This is a genomic window from Massilia sp. IC2-477 (assembly GCF_020707265.1).
Taxonomy (GTDB): domain Bacteria; phylum Pseudomonadota; class Gammaproteobacteria; order Burkholderiales; family Burkholderiaceae_D; genus Telluria.
The window spans coordinates 345,836-368,283 of record NZ_JAJFEQ010000007.1; the positions used below are offsets into that span (position 1 = coordinate 345,836).

Below are 22,448 nucleotides of genomic sequence, written 5' to 3' on the forward strand. Positions count from 1 at the left end.
CCGCTTACCGGCAGGGCTGCGCGCCCTGCCGTTTCTTTATTCAAGACGACCGCACAGATGAAAATGAAGCAACTGCAGGCGCTGATCGGCGCCCTGTTCCTCACCGGCGCGGCCTACGCGGCCCCCGCCTTCGACGACAAGTTCCGCCAGCTCGACGAACTGCTGCCGACCGCCACCGACACCCGCACCGCCTCCGGCGCACCGGGCCACCGCTACTGGCAGCAGCGCGCCGACTACCGCCTGCGCGCCACCCTGGACGAGAACAAACGCACGATTACCGGCTCAGGCAGCGTCACCTACACCAACAATTCGCCGGACACGCTGTCCTACCTGTGGGTGCAGCTGGATCAGAACATGTTCCGCAGCGACTCGGACAACCGCCGCATCTCGACCCTGCCCTCGCGCGAAGCCTGGCAAGCGCGTGGCAACGATGGCGTCAAGTTCGACACCCTGAAGGCCACCCTGGAACAGCAGCGTTTCGAAGGCGGCATCCAGGTAACAAACGTGACCGGCGCCGACGGCCGTGCGCTGCGCGCCACCGTCAACAAGACCATGATGCGGATCGACCTGCCCCAGCCTTTGAAGCCCGGCGCGCGCACGTCCTTCAACATGGCGTGGACCTTCAACATCCCTGAAGCGAACGTCGTCGGCCGCCGCACCGGCTTTGAGAAGTTCGACGACGGCAATGACATCGTCCTGTCTGCCCAGTGGTTCCCGCGCATGGCGGCCTACTATGACGTCAAGGGCTGGCAAAACAAGCAGTACATGGGCGACGGCGAATTCACGCTGGAATTCGGCGACTACGACGTGCAACTGACCGTTCCGGCCGACCACGTGGTGGCCTCGACGGGCGAATTGCAGAACCCGGATGCGGTTCTGAGCAGCGCCCAGCGCGAGCGCCTGCGCCAGGCGCGCACGGCGAAGAAGCCGGTCATCATCGTCACCCAGCTTGAAGCGGAAGCCGCGGAAAAGGGCCGCGCCAAGGCCACCAAGACCTGGCACTTCAAGGCGCGCGACGTGCGCGACTTCGCCTTCGCCTCGAGCCGCAAGTTCATCTGGGACGCGCAGGGAATCAAGAGCGGCGACAAGGACGTGCTGGCGATGTCCTACTACCCGAAGGAAGGCAACCCACTGTGGGAGCGCTATTCGACGGCCGCCGTGATCCACACCCTCGAGCAGTACAACAAGTATTCCTTCGACTACCCCTACCCGACCGCGATTTCCGTGAACGGCTCGATCGGCGGCATGGAATACCCGATGATCTCGTTCAATGCCGGCCGCCCGGTCAAGGACAAGAAGACCGGCGAAGTCACGTATTCGAAGGGCACCAAGTATGGCCTGATCAGCGTGATCATCCATGAAGTCGGCCACAACTACTTCCCGATGATCGTCAACTCGGACGAGCGTCAGTGGACCTGGATGGACGAGGGCATGAACAGCTTCCTGCAGTTCCTCGCCGAGGAAGCCTGGGAAGAGGACTACCCGTCGCGTCGCGGCGAAGCACGCAACATCGTCGACTACATGCGCAGCACCAACCAGGTGCCGGTGATGACCAATGCCGAGTCGACCATCCAGCGCGGTAACAATGCGTACGCCAAGCCTGCCACTGCGTTCAATATCCTGCGCGAGACCATTCTTGGCCGCGAACTGTTCGACTTCGCCTTCAAGGAATACTCGGAGCGCTGGAAATTCAAGCGCCCGACCCCGGCCGACTTCTTCCGCACGATGGAAGATGCCTCCGGCACGGATCTGGACTGGTTCTGGCGCGGCTGGTTCTACACCACCGACCCGGTGGACATCAGCGTCGACGGCATCACCGAGTACGCGGTCAGCACCAAGGATCCGGAAATCGAAAAGGCCTGGCAGCGTGCGCGCCACCAGGAAGAAGCGATGTCGATCATCGACCAGCGCAACAAGGGCATGCAGCGCCGTGTCGACCGTTATCCGGAACTGAAGGACTTCTACAACGAGCACGACAACTTCACTGTCACCAACAAGGACCGCAACAGGTTCAACGAAACGGTGGCGGGCCTGGAAGACTGGGAAAAGAACCTGCTCAAGGAAGGCAAGCGCCTGTACCTGGTGGACTTCTCGAACAAGGGCGGGCTGGTCATGCCGCTGATCGTCGAGATCACCACCAAGAGCGGAAAAAAATACATCGAGCGCATCCCGGCCGAGGTATGGCGCTACTCGCCCAAGAAGATCACCAAGCTGTTCATCGCCGACGAAGAGATCGTGAGCCTGGTGCAGGACCCGTACTGGGAGACCGCCGACATCGACGTCAGCAACAATGCCTGGCCGGCCAAGCCCGTCCCTTCGCGCCTGGAGCTGTTCAAGACCGAGCGTGACCCGGCTAGCGGCAACCTGATGCGCGATTTCAACACCAAGCTGGCTCCGCCGAAGGCGCCGGCCGAGAACAAGGCCGGGCAATGAGCTTCAAGCGTTTCAAGATGCTGTGCGCGGCCGCCCTGCTCCTCGTGAGCGCGGCGGCGGACGCGCACCGCTTCCACATGGGGATCACGGAGCTCTCGTTCAATCCACGCACGAAGAGCACCGAGATCGTCCACACCTACATGGCGCACGACGTCGAGGCGCTCCTGCTGAACACATACGGGCGCCAGTTCGACCTGACCGATCCGGAAGACCAGGCCGTGCTGCGCAAGTACATCGAGAGCCGCTTCTGGCTCAAGGGGCCGGACAATGCGCGCCTGCCGGTGCGCTGGGTCGGCATGACGGCCGACTCGCAGAGCGTCGTCATCTACCAGGAGCTGGAGAACGCGCCGCTGTCGAAGACCACAGCCATCCACCAGGGCGTGCTCATGGACTTCCTGCCGGAGCAGATCAACACCATTAACCTGAACGACGCGGGCGCGATCCGCTCGCTGACCTTCACCCAGGCCGCCGTCGAGCAGCCGGCACACGAGAACAAACCCTGATGCTTCGTTTCACCCGTACTCCGGTCGCCTGCGCGGCGGCCGCACTGCTGGCCAGCGCCCCCGCCCTGGCCGACGATTTCGTCCTGCAGCGCGTCCTCGTCGAAGGCGCGCGCACCAGCCAGATCGGCATGACCGACTCGGCCAGCTCCGGCACTGTCGGGGCGAAAGCACTGGAGCAGCGCACCGTGTACCGTCCCGGCGAGCTGCTGGAAGCCACGCCCGGCCTGATCGCCAGCCAGCACAGCGGCGAAGGCAAGGCCAACCAGTTCTACCTGCGCGGCTTCAACCTCGATCACGGCACCGATCTCGCCACCTGGGTCGACGGCATGCCGGTCAACCAGCGCAGCCATGCGCACGGCCAGGGCTGGACCGATCTGAACTTCCTGATTCCGGAAATCGTCACCCGCCTCGACTACCGCAAGGGCCCCTACTCCGCGACGGACGGCGACTTCGCCTCAGCGGGCAAGGCCTCGATCTCCTACGCCAACCGACTGGTGTCGCCGCTCGCCTCCGTGACGCTGGGCCAGGACAACTACGCGCGCACGGTGCTGGCCGCTTCGCCGGAGCTGGCGGGCGGCAACCTGCTGTATGCGCTGGAGCTGATGAAGAACGACGGCCCATGGACGCGGCCGGACGGCTACCGCAAGATCAACGCGGTGCTGCGCTACAGCCGCGGCTATGCCAACAACGGCTGGACGGTCAGCGCCATGCACTACCAGGGCCACTGGAACGCCACCGACCAGATCCCGCTGCGCGCGGTCGCCAGCGGCCAGCTGGGCCGCTTCGACGCCATTGACCTGAGCGACGGCGGCGAGGCCGAGCGCAGCAGCATCTCCGGCAGCTGGCGCCGCACCACGCAGGAGACGGCGAGCGCCCTCTCCGCCTACGTGATCCGCAACCGCCTCGACTTGTACTCGAACTTCACCTACTTCCTGAACGATCCGGTGAATGGCGACCAGTTCGCCCAGCCGGACCGCCGCGTGACCACGGGCCTGGACGGCAGCCATACCTGGCACGCGTACAAGAGCTCGGATGGCAAGGTGGCCTCCGACATGACGGTCGGCTTCCAGCTCCAGAACGACAACATCTTCAACGGTTTGTACGACACCCGCGCGCGCCGTCGCATCGCGACGACGCGCGAAGACCACATCGTCGAGACCAGCGGCGCCCTCTATGTGGAGAACGCGACCAAATGGAGCGAGGCCCTGCGCACGGTGGTCGGCCTGCGCGCCAACCGCTACCGCTTCGACGTCGACGGCGACCGCCTGGCGAATGCCGGCCGCGCCAGCGATTCGCTGGTGACGCCTTCGCTCAGCGTGGCCTACGGGCCGTGGCAGCACACCGAGCTGTATTTCAATGTTGGCCATGGCTTCCATAGCAACGATGCGCGCGGCACGGTGGCGAGCGTCGATCCGAAGACGCTCGACCCGGTCGACCGTACGCCCGGCCTGGTGCGTTCGCGTGGCCTGGAGCTGGGCCTGCGCACGGTGGCGATCCCGAAGACCGAGACCACCTTGTCCGTGTACCGCCTCGATTTCGATTCCGAGCTGACCTACATCGGCGACGCCGGCAATACCGAAGCGGGCGACCCGAGCCGCCGCTACGGCGTCGAGCTGTCGAACAGCGTGCGCGCCAACAAGTGGCTGACGCTGAACTTCGACGCGGCTTATGCGCGCGCGCGTTCGCGTGGCGGCAATCCCGCCGAAGGCGTGAAAAATGCGCGCATCCCGGGCGCGGTGGAAGGTGTGGCCCAGGTCGGCCTTACGGTGGACCGCGCGGGTCCGTGGTCGGGCGCGCTGCGCCTGCGCTACTTCGGTCCGCGTCCGCTGATCGAAGACGACAGCGTGCGCTCGCACGCCAGCCTGACGCTCAACGGCCGTATCGGCTACCGGATCGGCAAGGACATGCGCCTGGAGCTGGAAGGCTTCAATCTCACCAACCGGCGCGATTCGGCGATCGATTACTACTATGCGTCGCGTTTGCAGAACGAGGCGGAGGCGGTGGACGACATCCACTTCCACCCGATCGAGCCGCGCACCTTCCGCCTGAGCCTCACGAAGAACTGGTAGCGAATGGCTGAGAGTTGCCCAGCATCATGCCGATAGCAGTGAAACCTGCTACGCTAACTGGATGACTACCCGTGAACTTCCCTACACCGCGCCCTCGCAGCTGGCGGACGCTATCCGCAGCGAGGGCTATGCGCTCCTGCGTCCCTACGACGTCGCCCGCCTGGCCGGCTGTACCCTTGACGAGCTGCAGTCGCTGGTGCCGAGCTGGGACCGGCTCGAACTCGACAATTACCTGAAAGACGGCGGCCGCTACCGGCGCCGCCGCCATTCCTGCTTCATCGACGAAAGCGACGACGGCGGCCGCGCGCTGGTGCAGGTGCCGCACCGTCCGCACTGGCAGCCGGTCGAGTACAACGCCCTGCACGGCGGCATGCACCGCCTGTTCGCGCCGATCGAAACCGCCACGCTGGCCAATCCGGCTTGGAGCCGCCTGCTGGCCTCGCTGGGCGAAGTGTGCTCCAGCGTGCGCGGGCGCGAGACCTGGTATGTGGAAGCGCACCAGTTCCGCATCGATACCGCCGACGGCATCGGTCGCCCGACGCCGGAAGGCGCGCACCGCGACGGCGTCGACTTCGTCGCCGTGATCCTGATCGACCGCAGCGGCATCAAGGGCGGCGAAACCCGGGTGTTCGAAGCCGACGGGCCGGCCGGCAAGCGCTTCACGATGCTGGAGCCGTGGACCCTGCTGCTGCTCGACGACGCCGCCGTGATCCACGAATCGACGCCGATCCAGCCGCTGGGAGAGCATGGACACCGGGATACCCTGGTGCTGACCTGGCGCGCAGGGTCGTTCCAGGGTGCGGACGCCGCCTGAGAAACTCCAAAAAAAACGCCCACGAACCTTGCGGTTAGCGGGCGATAATCCAATTTTCGGAGAAAACTGGAGGAGACGGTTTCAATATAGCGCGTTTTTTTGTGCAGTGCAATACCGTAGAACTACTAGGCTAATTTCGCCAAGGAACCGTTTCCAAAAACAGACACTCAGCAGCGTTTTGTTGCGCTGCGCAATATCCCCTTCCTGTTATCAATAGCGCTGGAAAGCTGGGCTTCCCAGTAATTGGCGCAAGCGTTCCGGTTCGGCCGGGAGGCTGCGCACCGCGGCGGCTGCAGCGATGGCCGACGGCGTTGGCGCTTCCATCAGCACCGGTCCCGGCTGGGACACCATGCCCTGAGCCGGATCGTCCCTGCTGCTTGCCCGCAGCGGCGGCGCCGACGAGGCGTAGCGCTGCGGCTGCGGCGGCGCCATCGCGAGCGCGAACTGCCCGCCTGACAGCCGTTCCGCGAAATCGGCGCGCTGCGCGGCAGTCATCGGCCGGCGCAGGAAGGCGGCCAGGGGCGCTACGTTCTCCACCCAGACGCCGGACGCCCGTACCGCCGAGGCGACGAAGCGGAAGTCGTCCTTTGGCCTGGTGTTCCACTGTGCCGGCGCCAGAAACTCGGGGTTCGTCAACAGGACGCGCAACACGGCGCGCTGGTCGCCGCTGCTCGTTTTCCATACGCTTGCCAGCGAACGCAGCAAGGCACTTGATGGCGCCTCCACGAAATGCCGGGCCAATGCCCGCTGGGCGGCGCCTTCGTCAGCCGGCCCGCGCGCGGCTTCCACGAGGTCTGCGTAGCGGCTGAAGACGTGCGGACGCAGCGCTGAATCCAGCCCTGCCGCCCCCCTGTTACCGAAATAACCCAGCCAGAACTCCGTCAGCACCTCTTCCAGCTGGCGCGGGCTGGCGATCGCACGCAGCAGGGCTTCTTCGCCACCTGGTACGCCCGGGTCGGACAGCGCCTCGACCCGCATGGCGAGCCAGCGCGGCAGCGGCGGCGGCGCGAGCTGGCTTTCCACGTAAGCAGCGGCGCCCATATCCCGCACCCGCGCCACATCGCCCGGCCTGGGGCCGTAGCCCAGCCGATCGAGCAGGTGCAGGGTCTGGCCTTTGTCCATCGGCGCGGCCGCATGCGCCGGCGCCAGTCCCAGGGCCAGCGTCAGTGCGGCCCAGCGCAGCAGCAGGAACATCATTTGCATGATCACCCTTATACGCCGTAGCGGTGACGATCGCCCGGAATGCACACGAAACACGCGCATTGCATTGCAATTTTGCTACACTTAGCAGCTTGAACCGACGCCCATCAACGAACATGCCTACCCTCCGCCGCCCATCCCTGAATGTCCCCCTGCCCCTGGTCGCCGTCGCCGGCGCAGCGCTCTGCTTCGGCCTGGCGCTGGCCGTGCCGAAGCGGGCCACCGCCAAGGACGAGAAGCCGGCCGCGCCGACGCCGGCCCTGACCGTGAGCACCGGCCAGCCGTCCACCGCCAACCTGCCCGTCGCCCTGACCGCCAACGGCAGCGTCGCCGCCTGGCAGGAAGCCGTGATCGGCAGCGAGTCGAACGGCCTGCGCCTGAACGAGGTGCGGGTCAACGTCGGCGACGTCGTCAAGAAGGGCGAGACCCTGGCCGTGTTTGCCAGCGAAACCGTGCGCGCCGACGTCGAGCAGGCACGCGCCGCGCTGCAGGAAGCGCAGGCCAACGCCAGCGCCGCCAAGGCGGACGCCGACCGTGCCCGCGCCCTGCGCAGCTCCGGCGCACTGAGCGAACAGCAAGTCACCCAGCTCTTGACCGCCGAGCGCACCGCGCAGGCACGCGTGAGCGCCAGCCGCGCCACGCTGGCCCAGCAGGAGCTGCGCCTGCGCCAGGCCACGGTCGTCGCCCCGGACAGCGGCATCATCTCGGCGCGCAGCGCCACCGTCGGCGCCGTCACCGGTCCGGGCACGGAACTGTTCCGCATGATCCGCCAAGGGCGCCTGGAGTGGCGCGCCGAAGTCACCTCGAACGACCTGGGACGCATCAAGCCGGGCATGAAGGCCGCCGTGCGCGCCGCCAGCGGCAGCGAGATCGTGGGCAAGGTGCGCACCGTGGCGCCGACCGTCGATCCGCAGACCCGCCTGGCGCTGGTCTACGTCGACCTGCCGCCTTCGCTGTCGGCCAACGCGCCGCTCAAGGCCGGCATGTTCGCCAGCGGCCGCTTCGAACTGGGCGCCACCACCGCCCTCACGGTGCCGCAGCAGGCCATCGCCGTGCGCGACGGCTTCAGCTACGTGTTCCGCCTGAACCGCGACAACCGCGTCAGCCAGCTGAAGGTCAGCACCGGCCGCCGCCTGGGCGACCGCGTCGAGATCCTGGGCGGCCTGGCGGCCGGCACCCCGATCGTGGTCAGCGGCGCCGGCTTCCTGAACGATGGCGATCTGGTGCGGAATGTCCCGGCGCCGGCAGTGCCGGCGACGGGAGCACCTGCAGCGCCGGCGGCGCCGGCCCAGCGCCGCACCGCGGCGCGCTGAGCGGAGCATTTACATGAACTTCTCCGCTTTATCGATCCGCAACCCGATCCCGGCGATCATGCTGTTCGTCCTGCTGACACTGGCGGGACTGCTGGCCTTCAATGCCAATAAAGTCCAGGACTTCCCGGACATCGAGCTGCCCTTCGTGACCGTTTCCGCCACGCTGGAAGGCGCGGCGCCGGCCCAGCTCGAGACCGAGGTCGCGCGCAAGATCGAAGACTCGGTCGCGACCCTGCAGGGGGTCAAGAACATCTATACCAACGTGCTCGACGGCGTGGCCACCATCACCGTCGAATTCGTGCTTGAGAAAGACCTGGGCGAAGCCGTCAACGACGTGCGCGACGCGGTCGCGCGGGTGCGCGCCGACCTGCCGCCGGAACTGCGCGACCCGAGCGTGACCAAGGCCGCCACCGCCGGCCGCGTGGTCGCGACCTTCATCGCCAGCCCGGCGCCCGGCGCGGGCAGCGCCATGGACGAACAGGAGCTGAGCTGGTTCGTCGACAACGACGTCGCCAAGCGCCTGCTGAGCGTGCCCGGCCTGGGCGCGGTCAAGCGCGTCGGTGGCGTCAGCCGCGAAGTACGGGTCGAACTCGACGACGCCCGCATGGCCGCGCTGCAGGTGTCGGCGCTGGACGTCTCGCGCCAGCTGCGCAATGTGCAGCGCGAAGCCTCTGGAGGACGCGGCGACGTGGGCGGCGCCGAGCAGTCAGTGCGCACCATCGCCACCGTGCAGTCGGCCCAGGAACTGGGACAGATGGAGATTCCGCTGCCGGACGGCCGCCACGTGCGCCTGGAACAGGTGGCGACCGTGACCGACACCGTGTCCGAGCGCCGCTCGATGGCCGAGTACGACGGTCGCCAGGTGGTCGGCATCGAGGTGTTCCGCACCCGCGGCGCGGGCGAGGTCGACGTCGCCGAAGGCGCGCGCGCGGCCATCGCGGCGCTGCAGAAGGAGCATCCGAACGTGGTGCTGCGCGAGGTGGTCGACAACTCGGCGCCGGTCGAGGAAAACTTCGACGCTTCGATGGAGATGCTGTACGAAGGCGCGGTGCTGGCGGTGCTGGTGGTGTGGTGGTTCCTGCGCGACTGGCGCGCCACCCTGGTCGCCGCGGCCGCGCTGCCGCTGTCGGTGATCCCGGCCTTCCTCGGCATGTACTTCTTTGGCTACACGCTGAACATGGTCACGCTGCTGTCGCTGGCCCTGGTGATCGGGGTGCTGGTGGACGACGCCATCGTCGAGATCGAGAACATCTCGCGCCACCTGCGCATGGGGAAGACGCCGATGCAGGCAGCGCTGGAAGCGGCCGACGAGATCGGGATGGCGGTGATCGCCACTACCTTCTCGCTGGTCGCGGTGTTCCTGCCGACCGCCTTCATGAGCGGCATCGCCGGCAAGTTCTTCAAGCAGTTCGGCTGGACCGCGGTGCTGGCCATCCTGGCCTCGCTGGTGGTGGCGCGCCTGCTGACGCCGATGATGGCGGCCTACCTGCTCAAGCCCGCCAAACACCATGGCGAAGAAAAGGACGGCGCGCTGATGCGCCGCTACATGGCGACGATGCAGTGGTGCCTGCGCCACCGCGGCCTGACCGCTCTCGCATCGGGCCTCTTCTTCGTGGGCTCGATCGCGCTGGTGCCGCTGCTGCCGACCGGCTTCGTGCCGCCCAACGACCGCTCGCAGACCCAGGTCACGGTCGAGCTGCCGCCGGGCTCCACTCTCGCTGAAACGCGCGCGGTGGCCGAGCAGGCGCGCCAGGCCGCGATGAGCGTCGCCGGCGTGCAGCATGTATTCAGCTCGATCGGCGGCGGCTCCAGCGGCGACGCGTTTGCGCCGGGCGCCGCGGCCGAGGCGCGCCGGGCGGTGCTGACCGTGTCCACAGTGGGCCGCCACGACCGCGACGAAGGACTGTCCGACATCGAGCGCAGCCTGCGCGGCAAGATGGCGCAGATTCCGGGCGCGCGCTTCAACGTCGGCGCCAACGATACCGGCACCAAGATGCAGCTGGTGCTGCGCAGCGAAGACCCGCAGGCCCTGGTCGCCACCGCGCGCCAGGCCGAGCGCGAACTGCGCACGCTGAAGAACATCGGCAACGTCAGCTCCAGCGCTTCGCTGGTGCGTCCCGAGATCATCGTGCGCCCGGACTTCGCGCGTGCGGCCGACCTGGGCGTGACCGCCGCCGCGATCGGCGAGACGGTGCGCGTGGCCACCGCCGGCGACTACGACATTTCGCTGGCCAAGATGAACCTGGCCGAGCGCCAGGTGCCGATCCGCGTCAAGCTCCCAGATACCGTGCGCGCCGACCTCGATGCCATCGGCCGCCTGACGGTGCCGGGTGCACGCGGCCCGGTGCTGCTGGCGAACGTCGCGACCATTTCGATGGAAAGCGGCCCGGCCCAGATCGACCGCCTCAACCGCAGCCGCCAGGTGACGCTGGACGTCGAGCTGCAGGGCCGCTCGCTCGGCGAAGTGAACAACGAAGCGCGCGCCCTGCCTGTGTTCAAGAACCTGCCGCCGTCGGTGCAGATCGCGGAACTCGGCGACGCCCAGGAAATGCAGACCCTGTTCGCCAGCTTCGGCCTCGCCATGACCATCGGCGTGCTGTGCATCTATGGCGTGCTGGTGCTGCTGTTCAACGACTTCATGCAGCCAATGACGATCCTGGCCGCGCTGCCGCTGTCGATCGGCGGTGCCTTCGTGGCGCTGCTGCTCACCAGTAACGCGCTGTCGATGCCGTCCATGATCGGCCTGATCATGCTGATGGGGATCGTGACCAAGAACTCGATCCTGCTGGTCGACTATGCCATCCTGGCGCGCAACGCCGGCATGAGCCGCTTCGACGCCCTGGTCGACGCCTGCCACAAGCGTTCGCGCCCGATCGTGATGACCACCATCGCCATGGGCGCCGGCATGCTGCCACTGGCGCTCGGGCTGTCGGGCGACCCGTCCTTCCGCTCGCCGATGGCGGTGGCGGTGATCGGCGGGCTGATCACCTCGACGCTGCTCAGCTTGCTGGTGGTGCCGGCGGTGTTCACCTATGTCGACGACTTCGAGCACTTCATGAAGCGCCAGATGGGACGCCTGCGGCGCAAGCCGGTGCAGGCGCCGGTGAAGGAGCCGGCGTCGGATCCGGTGAAGTAGGCGATCCATTTCCGTAGGGGCCGCCCGGTCCACTGGACTGGGCGACGCTCTGCCAACCGCGCGTTCAGCTGCTGCTTGACCAGAAGATCGGCCGATCGGAATGGAGTCCATTTGAACGCGCGGTCGGCGAAGCGTGATCTGGTCTACTAGACCAGATCACGCCTACGAAAGGCGTAAAAAAACCCCGGCCGGGCCGAAGCCCGCCGGGGTTTCTTCATTGATGGCGAATGCCGATCAGTCGCGATAGTAGCGGTATTCGCGACGCTCGCTGCTGCTCGAGCCGCCCAGCAGCTTGGCCAGCAGGAAGCCGACGCCGGCTGCGACCAGCAGGGCGGTGCCCGGATTGGTCTTCACGTACTCGGTGCTCTTGGTCGAGTAGGTCTGGTAGGTTTCACCCAGCTGGCCCTTGCGCTGGCCCAGGCTTTCCGACGCGCCGCTCAGCATGCCGGTGAGGCGGTCCACGCCTGCGTGCGCGGTGCTGACCAGGCGGTCGACCAGCGGCTGTGCGCCTTGTGCGACCTGGTCGATCTTCTCGTGCAGCTTGTCCGGCGAGACGTTGGCCATGGCAGCCTTGATGCCGCCCTGCGATTGCGACTGGTCACCGCCCGACGACGAATCCGACGACTGCGCGCTGGCGCCGCCCATGCTGCCGCTGCTCGATGCGGTGCTGCCCGACGAGCTGCCGGTCGAGCCCAGTGCGCTGTTGCCGGTGCTGCCGGTCGAGCCACTCAGGCTGCCGCTGCTGCCGGCTGCGCTCGAACCGGTCGAACCGCTCTGCTGGCTGCTGCTGCCCAGGTTGCCCGAGCTTTGCGAGCTGCTCTGCTGGCTGCCGGCATTGCTGGTGCCGCCGACGCTGCCGCTGCTGCTGCCGGTGGCTGGCTTGGCAGTGCTTGGCGAGGCGTTGGCGCTGCCGAGGCTGCCCGACGAGCTGCTCTGGCTGCTGCCCGATGCACTGCTGCCCTGGTTCAGGCCAGAACCCTGGCTTTTACCAATGCTCGAACCTGCATTCTCGCGGCTTGCGTCGCTGCCTTTACCCTCGGTAGGTTTCTGATTATCCATGATGTATCCCTCGTAAAATGTAGACCAACGCGAATTAGACCGATACCCGACTATCACCACATTCTTCCTCGATTCCGCTTCACACGGCGCGAGGGACGACGATTGACTGCGCTAGCTCAAGACGCAACTTTATTTCTTGCTCCAGATCCATTCTCGTTAACCGAGACCGGAAGTTGGCGCAAAAGTTCCGGCAGTAGCGCAGGCGCTCTCGTCGCTGCATGAGCGGTCGCCTGTGGCGGTCCGAAATCGCGCGCAGTATCGGACACTGCGTCGCGATACAAAAAATACAACGCCTGCGATACCGGGACAGTGCGCTGCCTAACAGAGCTGTGCCATCGGGCTTTGGCCGCTCCTTTATTGCGAATCCGCTTGCCTTCCATCTCATCTGCGATATCATATGAATGATAATCATTCTCATTTGCAGAGAAAGGACGGACGCATGTGCGACAAACACACTCTTCCAGCCACGGTAGAAGGTCTACAGGGTTCGCGCCGCCGGCGCGTCTGGGAACTTGGCCAGAACAGCCATTGCCCGCTGGTCGGGGTCGCCCTGCCGCTGGGCGTCCTGCGCAAGCTGGTCGAACGGGTCACGGGCGGTCGGCTGCTGCATGACGACTACGACATCCACGTCGGCGCAGTCAGCGAGTGCGCGCTGCGCAATCCGCTGTCGGAAGCGATCCAGAAGGAGCTGGAGCGGCGCTACGCGGGCGACATCGCGCGCTTTCGCGCCGCCAGGAGCGAGGACGAGGTGGCAGCGCTGTGGACGCAGGCGGTCGCAGACGGCAAGGTGCCGGGTGCGTTCTGGGCCGGCCTCACCCACCCGCGCTGCACGCCCGGGCTGGAACAGCGGATGTGCCGCGACATCCACATGGTGCAGCACCAGGCCGGAGCCTGCGTGCGGGCCGACATGGACAAGGTCAAGGCGCTGATGGCCGATCATGCCCGCCTGCTGCGCGAACTGGAGAAGGCGCAGCAGCGTTGCCAGTTGCTGCAGAAGGAAAAATCGGCACAGGCCGCGTGCCACGAGCAGCAGATGATGCAGGCGCGCGCGGCCGCGATCGCGAAGGACACCGACATCCACCAGCTGCGTGGTGCGCTGGCCGAGCTGCAGGCGGCGGTGCCCGAGCTGGACGCCCGCACGCGCCTGGCCAACCGGGTCGCGCAGCTGGAGGCGCGCGAACAGGCCCTGCGCGGCCAGGTCGCGGCATTGAAGGAAGAGCGTGATGCGGCACGGGCGGCGCAGGCGGTGGCGGAAGCGATGCAGCCCTCCCCTGCTCCGGTTGCGGCGGCGCGCTTGGATGCGGTCGAGGCGCCGGTGCGCCTGTTCCGGCGCAGCGTGCTGTGCGTGGGCGGACGCAGCGGCAGCGTGCCGGTCTACCGCGACGTGGTCGAGCGCGTGGGGGCGCAGTTCGCGCACCACGACGGCGGCCTGGAAGACAGCGCCGGACAGCTCGACGCCAGCCTGGCCGCCGCCGACCTAGTGATCTGCCAGACCGGCTGCATCAGCCACCACGCCTACTGGCGCGTGAAGGACCACTGCAAGCGCACGGGGAAACGCTGCATCTTCATCGACAAGCCGAGCGCGTCCAGCCTCCTGAAAAGCCTGCAGGAGGTCGCCACGGCCGAAAACTGAGGCCGATTAATGGCATTGTTCAATGAACAGTGGCGCATTCCCGACATTTCCGTGTCACTTCGCCAATGCTATCGTGATGAATTCGGGAAGAGAGACAATCTGTAATTGAACTCAGGGTTGCATCCATATAGCATTTCCACATAGAAATTTACGTATGCTAATGCCTTCCCCGACCATCAGGTCGTCCTGAACAGATTTCCTCCCTCCATGATCCCATCCATTCCTGGCAGCTCCGCCGTGTCCCCGGCCGTCCTCTTCGTTGAGGACAACATCCCCGACCTGCAATCCTTCCTCGCTGCGGTACGCGCGGGCGTGGAGGTCATCGTACTCGACAGCACCCGCGACGGACTCGCGCAGATTGCCGCTTCCCTCGAAGGACGCAGCGACATCGGGGCCCTGCACATCGTCTCGCACGGCAGTGCCGGCGAGGCGCATCTCGGCAGCCTGACACTGTCGAAGGCTTCCATCGACGTCCATGCCGGGCTGCTGGGTCGGATCGGCGACGCGCTGTCGAGCGACGCCGACATCCTGCTGTACGGCTGCGCCACCGGCGCCGGCGCGGACGGCCAGGCCCTGCTGTCCTCGCTGTCGACGCTAACCCGCGCCGATGTCGCCGCCTCGGACGACGCGACCGGCGGCGCGGCACGCGGCGGCAACTGGGTGCTGGAACAGGCCAGCGGCAACATCGCCACGGCGTCGCCTTTTGCAGGCGATTCAACCGACCCCTACGCCTATCTGCTAGGCAGCACCTACGGCAGCAACCCACTCAGCACCACGCAGATGTATGTCGCCGCGCGGCCCGGCCAGGAAGGCACCAACTGGGTCAACAAAGGCTCGACGGCGGCCCCCGGCTACGAGAATTTTTCGCTCTGGGTCGATGGTGGCCAGTATCCCGCCAGTTATGCGAACGGTTTGCGCGGCACGCTGGAATACAACACGGGTGACGGCGTCTGGCGACTGGTGCTGGTCGAGTATGCGAGCAACGGCAACATCACCAGCACCAATGGCGGCACTGCGGCTCCGCTCAACGCCGCCATCCGCTACATCGATGGTCGCCCGAACGACACCACGACCACCTACTCGGCCCATGCAAAATACGTGAACGCCCAGGGCGCTGTATCGACCACCTCGGGTTTCATCATGACGCCCGACCTGGCGCCGACTGCGGTCACCGTCAATACCCTGGACTTCTGGGGCGCGCCGGCCGCCGGCACGGCGCTGGCAAGCCTGGGCCAGGTCGACACCGGCTCACCGAACGATGGCCTGCACTCGATCGTCTCGCAGTCCGTGCCCGGACTGTTTGCGGTATCCGGCACGTCGCTGGTGAGGGGTTCGGGACCTGGCCTGGCGCCGGGCCAGACCGCCACGGTCACGGTCCGCTACAGCGATCTGTTCGACCGTAACGCGGACGGCACGCCGATCGCGAACCAAGGTGCGACCCAGACCTTCACCTTCACCGGCCGAGAAAACCCGGAGGGCTTCCACGGCGCGGCGAGCGTCAACACCACCGCGGCCCTGCAGCAGAACCAGCCTTCGTTGGCGCGCCTGAGCGACGGCTCGTACGTGATGATCTGGCGCAGCGCCGGCCAGGGCGCCGATGCGGCCGGCAGCTACGGCATCTATGGCCGCAAGCTCGACGCCGCAGGCAATCCCACCGGCGCCGAGTTCGCCATTTCGGACCAGACGATCGACACGAGCGAGAATACCCCGGCCGTGACGGCGCTCGACAATGGCCGCTACGTCGTCGCCTATGCGAAGACCAGCGCGGCCGACGTCGTGTTCCGCCTCGTGGACGCGAACGGCGCGCTCGGCCTTGAAACGGCCCTGGCCACCTCGACCGCCAACAGCCAGACCACGCCGGTCCTGACGAAGCTTGCCAATGGCGGGTTCGCCGCCGCCTGGAACGACGCCGGCAGCACCGACGTCAAGACGCGCGTCTTCAATGCCGATGGCAGCCAAGCCAGCGCCGAACTCACTGCCAACCTCACGACGGCCGGCACCCAGGCTGCCGTCGCGATCGGCGCCCTTGACAACGGCAGTTTCGTCGTCACCTGGCGCGACCCGGCCAACGGCAACGACATCATCGCGCGCGTATTCAACGCCAGCGGCAGCGGCGGCAGCGAGATCGTCGTGGCGGGCAGCGCCGCCCCGCAGAACAATCCCAAGGTGGCTGGCCTGTCGAACGGCGGCTTCGTGCTGGTGTACCAGGAAGCCGGCGCCACCGCGGGCGGCTTCACCGATTCCAGCCTTGAATCGAACATCTACGCCCAGGTCTACACCAGTGCCGGCGCCGCCGTCGGTGGCAAGATCCTGGTCAACGCAGCCACCGCGGGCAACCAGATTACCCCGGCAGTCATTGCCCAGCCCAACGGCGGCTTCACCGTGGCCTGGACTTCTAACGCCGATCCCGCCAAGGAATTTGACGTGTTCGCGCGCAGCTTCAATGCCGATGGCAGTGCGCGCGACAGCTACGACCTGCTGGTGAACGAGGCGGCGCGCGGCGCAAGCCAGAGCGCACCGAGCCTTGCCGGCTTCGATACGGCCGGCTTCCTGGCGGCCTGGTATGACGCCGGCAGCGATGCGGGCGGCGGCGTCATGGTGCGCGCCTTCGCCCCCGCCAACCGCGCGCCCACGCTCGCCGGCGGCGCCGAGCTGGTGTCGATCGACGAGGACGTGCCGAGCGCGGACATCGAAGACCTCAGCGGCGGCAATCCGCCCAACTGGGGCGAGGACATCGTCGACCTGCTGGCCAGGTCCGGCTTTGCCGATGCCGACGGCCACGCGCCGCTGGGCGTCGCGATCTCGGGCAACGCGGCCAATCCCGTGACCGAAGGCCGCTGGCAGTATTCGATCGACCCCTATGCCAAGTATTGGTACGACGTCGGAACGGTCTCGCCTGCAGCGGCCCTGCTGCTGGGCACGACCGACGTTACGGCCTTCATCCGCTTCGTACCGGTGGCGGACTTCCACGGCAGGCCGGGCGGCCTGACCATCCACGCGGTCGACGAAACCGGCGCCACCCTGCCATTCAGCACTTGGGACGACCAGAACGACACGCTTGGTCCGCGCGGCAGCTTCGACACCACCCAGGACGACGCGACTTCTCCCGTATCCGCTACCGGCGTCACCTGGAGCGTGGTCGTCACGCCGCTCAACGACAAGCCGGTGCTGGTGAACATCTCGGCGGCCGACAACCAGACCGTGGCCGCATCCGCCGCCGCGATCGCAATCGACCTCGGCAGCGACGCGCTCGTCGGCGACATCGACAGCGCCGACTTCCAGGCCGGCGCCCTGAATGTGCTGCTGAGCGGTCAGCAGGCAGGCGACATGCTCTTCTTCAAGCCGGGCGGTCCAGTGACGGTGCCGGGCGGGATGGTCGTGAACAGCAGCGTGTTCGTCGACGGTGTACGGGTCGGCTTCCTCAGCCAGAATGGCACCGGCGTCGGCGAAAGCCTGGTGGTGATCTTCGATACCGCCAACGCCACGCCTGCGCGCACCACTACCTTGCTGCGCGAGATCCTGTTCGACACCACCAGCAGCGTGGCGGGCGCGCGCAACATCCACGTGGTGGTGGGCGACGGCGACGGCACGAGCTCCGAGTACTATTCCACCACCATCACCGTCACGACCAACCCGACGGTCGCGATTTCCAGCAACGCGTCCAGCGTCAAGGCCGGCTCTACCGCCACCATCAGCCTGGCGTTCAGCGACATTCCCACCGGCGCGGAAAGCGCCGATTTCAGCGTCACCGGCGGCACCCTGGGTGCGCTCACGCAAGATACGCAGAACCTCAAGCTGTACACGGCCCAGTTCACGCCCGCTTCCGGCTTCCAGGGCAACGCCTCGGTGTCGATCGCAGCAGGCAAGTTCAAGGACGCGGGCGGCCGCGACAACGAAGCCAGCAGCGTGAACGCGTCGTTCATCGTCGACACCGTGGCGCCGAGCCTGACCATCACCAGCGACAGGCCGTCGCTGGCGGCAGGCCAGAGCGCAAGCATCACCTTCACCTTCGACGAAGTACCGGACGGCTTCACGTCCGCTAGCGTCGTCGCCCATGGCGGCACGCTGGTCAACCTGGCGCCGACCGCCAACCCCAAGGTCTACCAGGCCGCCTTCATCCCGGCGTCAGATTCCCAGAACGTGGCCGCCCTGATCGAGGTCGCCCCGGGTGCCTACACCGACGCTGCCGGCAATGGCGGCGGCGCGGCGTCGCTCACCTTGAACGGCGACACCAAGGCCCCGACTCTCACCATCGGCGCCGCCAGCACCACGCTGCGGGCCGGCGACCAGACGACACTGAGCTTCACCTTCAGCGAAGCGCCGCTCGGTTTCGCCGAGGGCGACATCGCCGTCAGCGGCGGCACCCTCAGCGGCTTCGGCGCGACCGCCGACCCGAAGGTCTACAGCGCCAGTTTTACGCCGGTCGCGAGCAACGCCCTGGCGGCCTCGGTCTCGGTACCCGGCGGTGCCTACACCGACGCGATCGGCAATCCGGGGGCGGCCAGCAACACCCTGAACCTTGCCGGCGACACCCTGGCGCCCCTGGTCACCATCGGCGCCAGCCGCAACGTGTTCAAGGCCGGGGAGAGTGCGACCCTGACGTTTACCTTCAACGACACGCCTCTCGGTTTCGATCATGCGGATATCGTCGCCACTGGCGGCGTCGTCGGCGCCCTTGTCCCAACCGCCGACAGCAAGGTCTTCACCGCGACGTTCACCCCGACCGACGGCATGAACGCGCTCAGTGGCAGCGTGCGCGTCGCGGCCGGGGGCGTGATGGATGCCAGCGGCAACTTCAACCCAGCCTCGAATGTGCTGTCCTTCAGCGGCGACACCCGCAGCCCGGTCGTCACCGACGCCCAGCTGTCGGTCTCCGGCGCGACCGGCACGGGCGGCGCATTCAAAGCGGGCGACACCATCACCGCCAGCTGGAACAATGGCTCGACCGGCGACAACAATCCGGACATCGGCACCGTTAGCGTCGACCTCAGCGCCTTCGGCGGCAGCGCCACGGCAGCGGCAATCCTGCAGAACGGCGTGTGGAGCGCGTCGTACACGATCGGCGCGGGCAGCGTCGACGCGAGCGGCCGCAACGTCAGCGTGCATGTCGTGGATGTCAACGGTAATGCGACCACGCGCGCCGACAGCAGCAACGCCACGCTCGACAACCAGGCGCCGACGGTGGGCGCCGCCGCCATCGTCCTTGCCGGGGCGACCGGCAACGGCGCTGTGTTCCGCATCGGCGATACCGTCACCGCAACCTGGAACAATAGTGCCAGTGGCGACAACAACGGCGACATCGCCGCAGCGTCCTTCGACTTCGCCCAGTTCGGCGGGGGCATGGTCGCCGCGACCCAGAACGCCGGTGTGTGGAGCGCCAGCCATACGATCGCCGCGGGTACGCCGGGCACGAGCGGCCTGGGCGTGTCGGTCACGGCCACCGACGATGCCGGTAACAGCCGCACGCAGGCAAGCGCCGCGCAAGCAGCGCTCGACGCCCTGCGTCCTGCCGTGAGCAGCATCAGCCTGAATGGCACGCCGGGTCCTGCCGCTACTGCGGTCGACTTCACCGTGGTGTTCAGCGAATCCGTCAGCGGCGTCGACCTGTCGGACTTCGCGCTGGCCACCGGCGGCCAGGCGAGCGGCAGGCTGGCCGGCATCAGCGGTAGCGGCACCACCTGGACGGTCAGCGTCGACAACATCGCCGGCCGCGGCACCGTGGGCTTGAATCTGCAGGCTGGCGGCACCGGTATCGTCGATGCCGCCGGCAACGAGGCCGCCGGGGCATTCACCGGCGCGACACACGCCAGCGGCATCAATGCGGCCCCGGTGATCAGCTCGAACGGCGGGGGCGGCAGCGCCCAGGTCGACCTGGCCGAAGGGCAGACGGCGGTCACTACGGTGGTAGCAAGCGACAGCGACAACGACGGCCTGCAGTACCGCATCAGCGGCGGCGGCGAAGCGAGCCTGTTCACCATCGGCGCCGACGGCAAGCTGCGCTTCGTCACGGCGCCTTCCGCCGCGGCGCCTGACGACAGCAATCACGACGGCGTGTACGACGTCCAGGTGACGGTGAGCGACCAGTATGGCGGCAGCGTTTCCCAGTTCCTGTGGGTGAATGTGCTGCGCGACCTCGACGGCGACGCCCTACCCGACATCCACGACGACGACATCGACAACGACGGACGCCTGAACTCCGCCGAGGATCCGGTGCCGGGCGCCCTGGGCGTGCTCGGAGACGGCAACGGCGATGGCGTTGCCGATAGCCGCCAGGCCAACGTTGCATCGCTGGCCACGGCTGTCACGGGCAATCCGTTCGCGACGCTCGAGGTGGCGGGGAACTACACGTTGACCTCTGTCAGCGCCGGTCCGGTACCGACCGGCCTGCCGCGCAACGTCAAGCTGCCGCTGGGTCAGCTCGACTTCAGCATCAACGGCGTGAGCGCGGGCGGTACCGTGGAAGTGGCGATCTACGTGGACGCCGGCCAGAAGGTTAACAGTTATTTCAAGCTCGACAACACCGGCAAGTGGGTCAACATCGCCAAGTCGGTCAGCACAGTTGGCAGCAAGACCAGGATCACCTTCGACCTGAAGGATGGCGGTCCGCTCGATAGCGACGGCGTGGCTAACGGCCGCATCGTGGACCCGGGCGGCGTCGCCCTCGTGACACCGCTGATCACCAGCAATGGCGGCACGCGTGAAGCGTCCGTCACGCTGGTCGAAGGCGGCCGCACGGTGACGACCGCCACCGCCAGCCTGCCGGTGACCTGGTCGCTGGGCGGCGCTGACGCGGCGCTGTTCACAGTGGACGCCGGCACCGGCGCGCTCAGCTTCCGCGCCGCGCCCGCATACGGCCAGCCGCTCGACACCGGCGGCATCGCGCACGACAACATCTACCTGCTCGACCTAATCGCCAGCGACGCCAACGGCAGCGACACCCAGTCGCTGAAAGTGACCGTGCAGCAGTACGTCGCGCCCCCGGTTGTGCAGCCCGTCCCGGTCACTATCGACGGAGTGCCGGTCAGCACAGGCACCGTCGCCAACGGCGATGGCAGCGTCAGCAGCACCATCACGATTCCGGTGGTGGCGCCGACCCGTCCCGAACAGGTCGGCAACAACACGGTGGCCGACATACCGCTGGCAAGCAGCAACGGCCAAGCCATCCTCACCGCGCAGGTGCCGACCGGCTACGGCCTGCAGGTGTCGAGCAGCGGCGTGCAGTCGGCTGGCAATTCGCTGACCGACCTGATCCGCGAGATCAAGGCGCACACCGCGGCCGGTTCGCACGACCAGAACAGCCTCACCGGCGGCGGCTCCGGCTTCCTGGCCGACCTTCCGGTCGACACGCCTTTGCTGGTGCAGACGATCGTCCCGATGCTGGGAAGCGGCGCCGGCGTGCCTGGCGAAGCGCTGGTGCTGAGCGGCTCGCCGTCCGCGTCCGGCAGCCCGATGACCGCGCTGGTGATCGACACCAGCGGCCTGGCAAGCGGCGTCACGCTCCAGCTCCAGAACGTCGAATTTGCTGCGATCATCGGCGCCGCCAGGGTGACCGGGGGCGCCGGCTCGCAGAAGGTCTGGGGCGACAGTGCGGCGCAAACCCTGTTCCTGGGCGCCGATGACGACATCCTGCACGGCGGTGGCGGCGACGATGTCGTCGGCAGCGCGGGTGGCAATGATCGTATCTATGGTGACGAAGGCAACGACATCGTGTTTGGTGGCCAGGGCGACGACGCGATCGACGGCGGCACCGGCCGCGACACCGTCCGCCTGATGGGTGCCGGCCGGGCCGAGTACACCATGCGCATCAAGGATGGCGCGGTGGTGATGACGCACCTGAAGCCGGATGCAGATGGCATCGACATCGTCGCTAATGTCGAGCTACTGCAGTATAGCGGCCAGGCAGGCGCGGTCGACTTCAACGGGAGCGAGATCGCCGGCCTGGTGCGCATGTACAGCACCGCTTTCGGGCGCAACGCCGATACCGACGGCATCAACTTCTGGATCGAAGCGCACGAGAAGGGTTCGTCGATGATGCAGATCGCGCACGCCTTCCTGGCCAGTACGGAAGGAAAGGCAGGCTTCGACATGCTGTCCAACCGCGATTTCGTCACCAAGCTGTACGATGTCGCGATGGACCGCGTGGCGAGCGAAGTCGAAGTCGACTACTGGACCCAGCACCTCGACCGCGGCGTACTCGATCGCGGAGAAGTGCTGTACCACTTCTCCACCTCGGAAGAAAAAGTCGACTTGGTGGGCGTGGTGAACACGTCCATCACGACCATCTGACC

General features: G+C 66.9%; 10 protein-coding genes. 8 read left to right on the forward strand and 2 right to left on the reverse strand.

Features of this window, described 5'->3' with window-relative positions:
- The first annotated feature begins 57 nt into the window (after positions 1 to 57).
- The 4 genes from LK542_RS16725 to LK542_RS16740 all read left to right on the forward strand — a co-directional run bounded on the left by LK542_RS16725 (position 58) and on the right by LK542_RS16740 (position 5,819).
- Positions 58 to 2,433: a M1 family metallopeptidase gene (locus tag LK542_RS16725; RefSeq protein WP_227812754.1), complete on the forward strand. Its 2,376-nt coding sequence runs from the start codon at positions 58 to 60 to the stop codon at positions 2,431 to 2,433.
- Positions 2,430 to 2,936, forward strand: a complete 507-nt coding sequence (locus LK542_RS16730; RefSeq protein ID WP_227799592.1) for a DUF6702 family protein — start codon at positions 2,430 to 2,432, stop codon at positions 2,934 to 2,936. Before LK542_RS16725 ends, LK542_RS16730 begins: the two co-directional genes overlap by 4 nt.
- Positions 2,936 to 5,005, forward strand: a complete 2,070-nt coding sequence (locus LK542_RS16735; protein WP_227812755.1) for a TonB-dependent receptor — start codon at positions 2,936 to 2,938, stop codon at positions 5,003 to 5,005. The genes LK542_RS16730 and LK542_RS16735 overlap by 1 nt, the downstream gene beginning before the upstream one ends.
- A gap of 61 nt (positions 5,006 to 5,066) precedes the next feature.
- Positions 5,067 to 5,819 (forward strand): 2OG-Fe dioxygenase family protein, encoded by a 753-nt coding sequence (locus LK542_RS16740; RefSeq protein ID WP_227812756.1) that lies wholly within the window; start codon positions 5,067 to 5,069, stop codon positions 5,817 to 5,819.
- A gap of 210 nt (positions 5,820 to 6,029) precedes the next feature.
- On the opposite strand, the gene LK542_RS16745 is transcribed toward LK542_RS16740, so the two are convergent.
- Positions 6,030 to 7,022 carry a DUF1800 family protein gene (locus LK542_RS16745; protein ID WP_227812757.1) on the reverse strand — a complete coding sequence of 331 codons (993 nt, stop codon included), beginning with the start codon at positions 7,020 to 7,022 and terminating at the stop codon, positions 6,030 to 6,032.
- Positions 7,023 to 7,135: 113 nt separating this feature from the next.
- Here LK542_RS16745 and LK542_RS16750 point away from each other — a divergent pair, with 113 nt between their 5' ends.
- Positions 7,136 to 8,332: an efflux RND transporter periplasmic adaptor subunit gene (locus tag LK542_RS16750; RefSeq protein ID WP_227812758.1), complete on the forward strand. Its 1,197-nt coding sequence runs from the start codon at positions 7,136 to 7,138 to the stop codon at positions 8,330 to 8,332.
- Positions 8,333 to 8,345: 13 nt separating this feature from the next.
- Positions 8,346 to 11,468 carry an efflux RND transporter permease subunit gene (locus tag LK542_RS16755; protein ID WP_227812759.1) on the forward strand — a complete coding sequence of 1,041 codons (3,123 nt, stop codon included), beginning with the start codon at positions 8,346 to 8,348 and terminating at the stop codon, positions 11,466 to 11,468.
- A 234-nt stretch (positions 11,469 to 11,702) separates the two neighbouring features.
- On the opposite strand, the gene LK542_RS16760 is transcribed toward LK542_RS16755, so the two are convergent.
- Complete coding sequence (locus LK542_RS16760; protein ID WP_227812760.1) at positions 11,703 to 12,527, reverse strand: YqjD family protein; 825 nt, start codon at positions 12,525 to 12,527, stop codon at positions 11,703 to 11,705.
- 439 nt (positions 12,528 to 12,966) lie between these two features.
- On the opposite strand from LK542_RS16760, the gene LK542_RS16765 reads away from it, so the two are divergent.
- Positions 12,967 to 14,160 (forward strand): DUF2325 domain-containing protein, encoded by a 1,194-nt coding sequence (locus LK542_RS16765; RefSeq protein WP_227812761.1) that lies wholly within the window; start codon positions 12,967 to 12,969, stop codon positions 14,158 to 14,160.
- 237 nt (positions 14,161 to 14,397) lie between these two features.
- Positions 14,398 to 22,446 (forward strand): Ig-like domain-containing protein, encoded by an 8,049-nt coding sequence (locus tag LK542_RS16770; protein WP_227812762.1) that lies wholly within the window; start codon positions 14,398 to 14,400, stop codon positions 22,444 to 22,446.
- Positions 22,447 to 22,448: the final 2 nt, after the last annotated feature.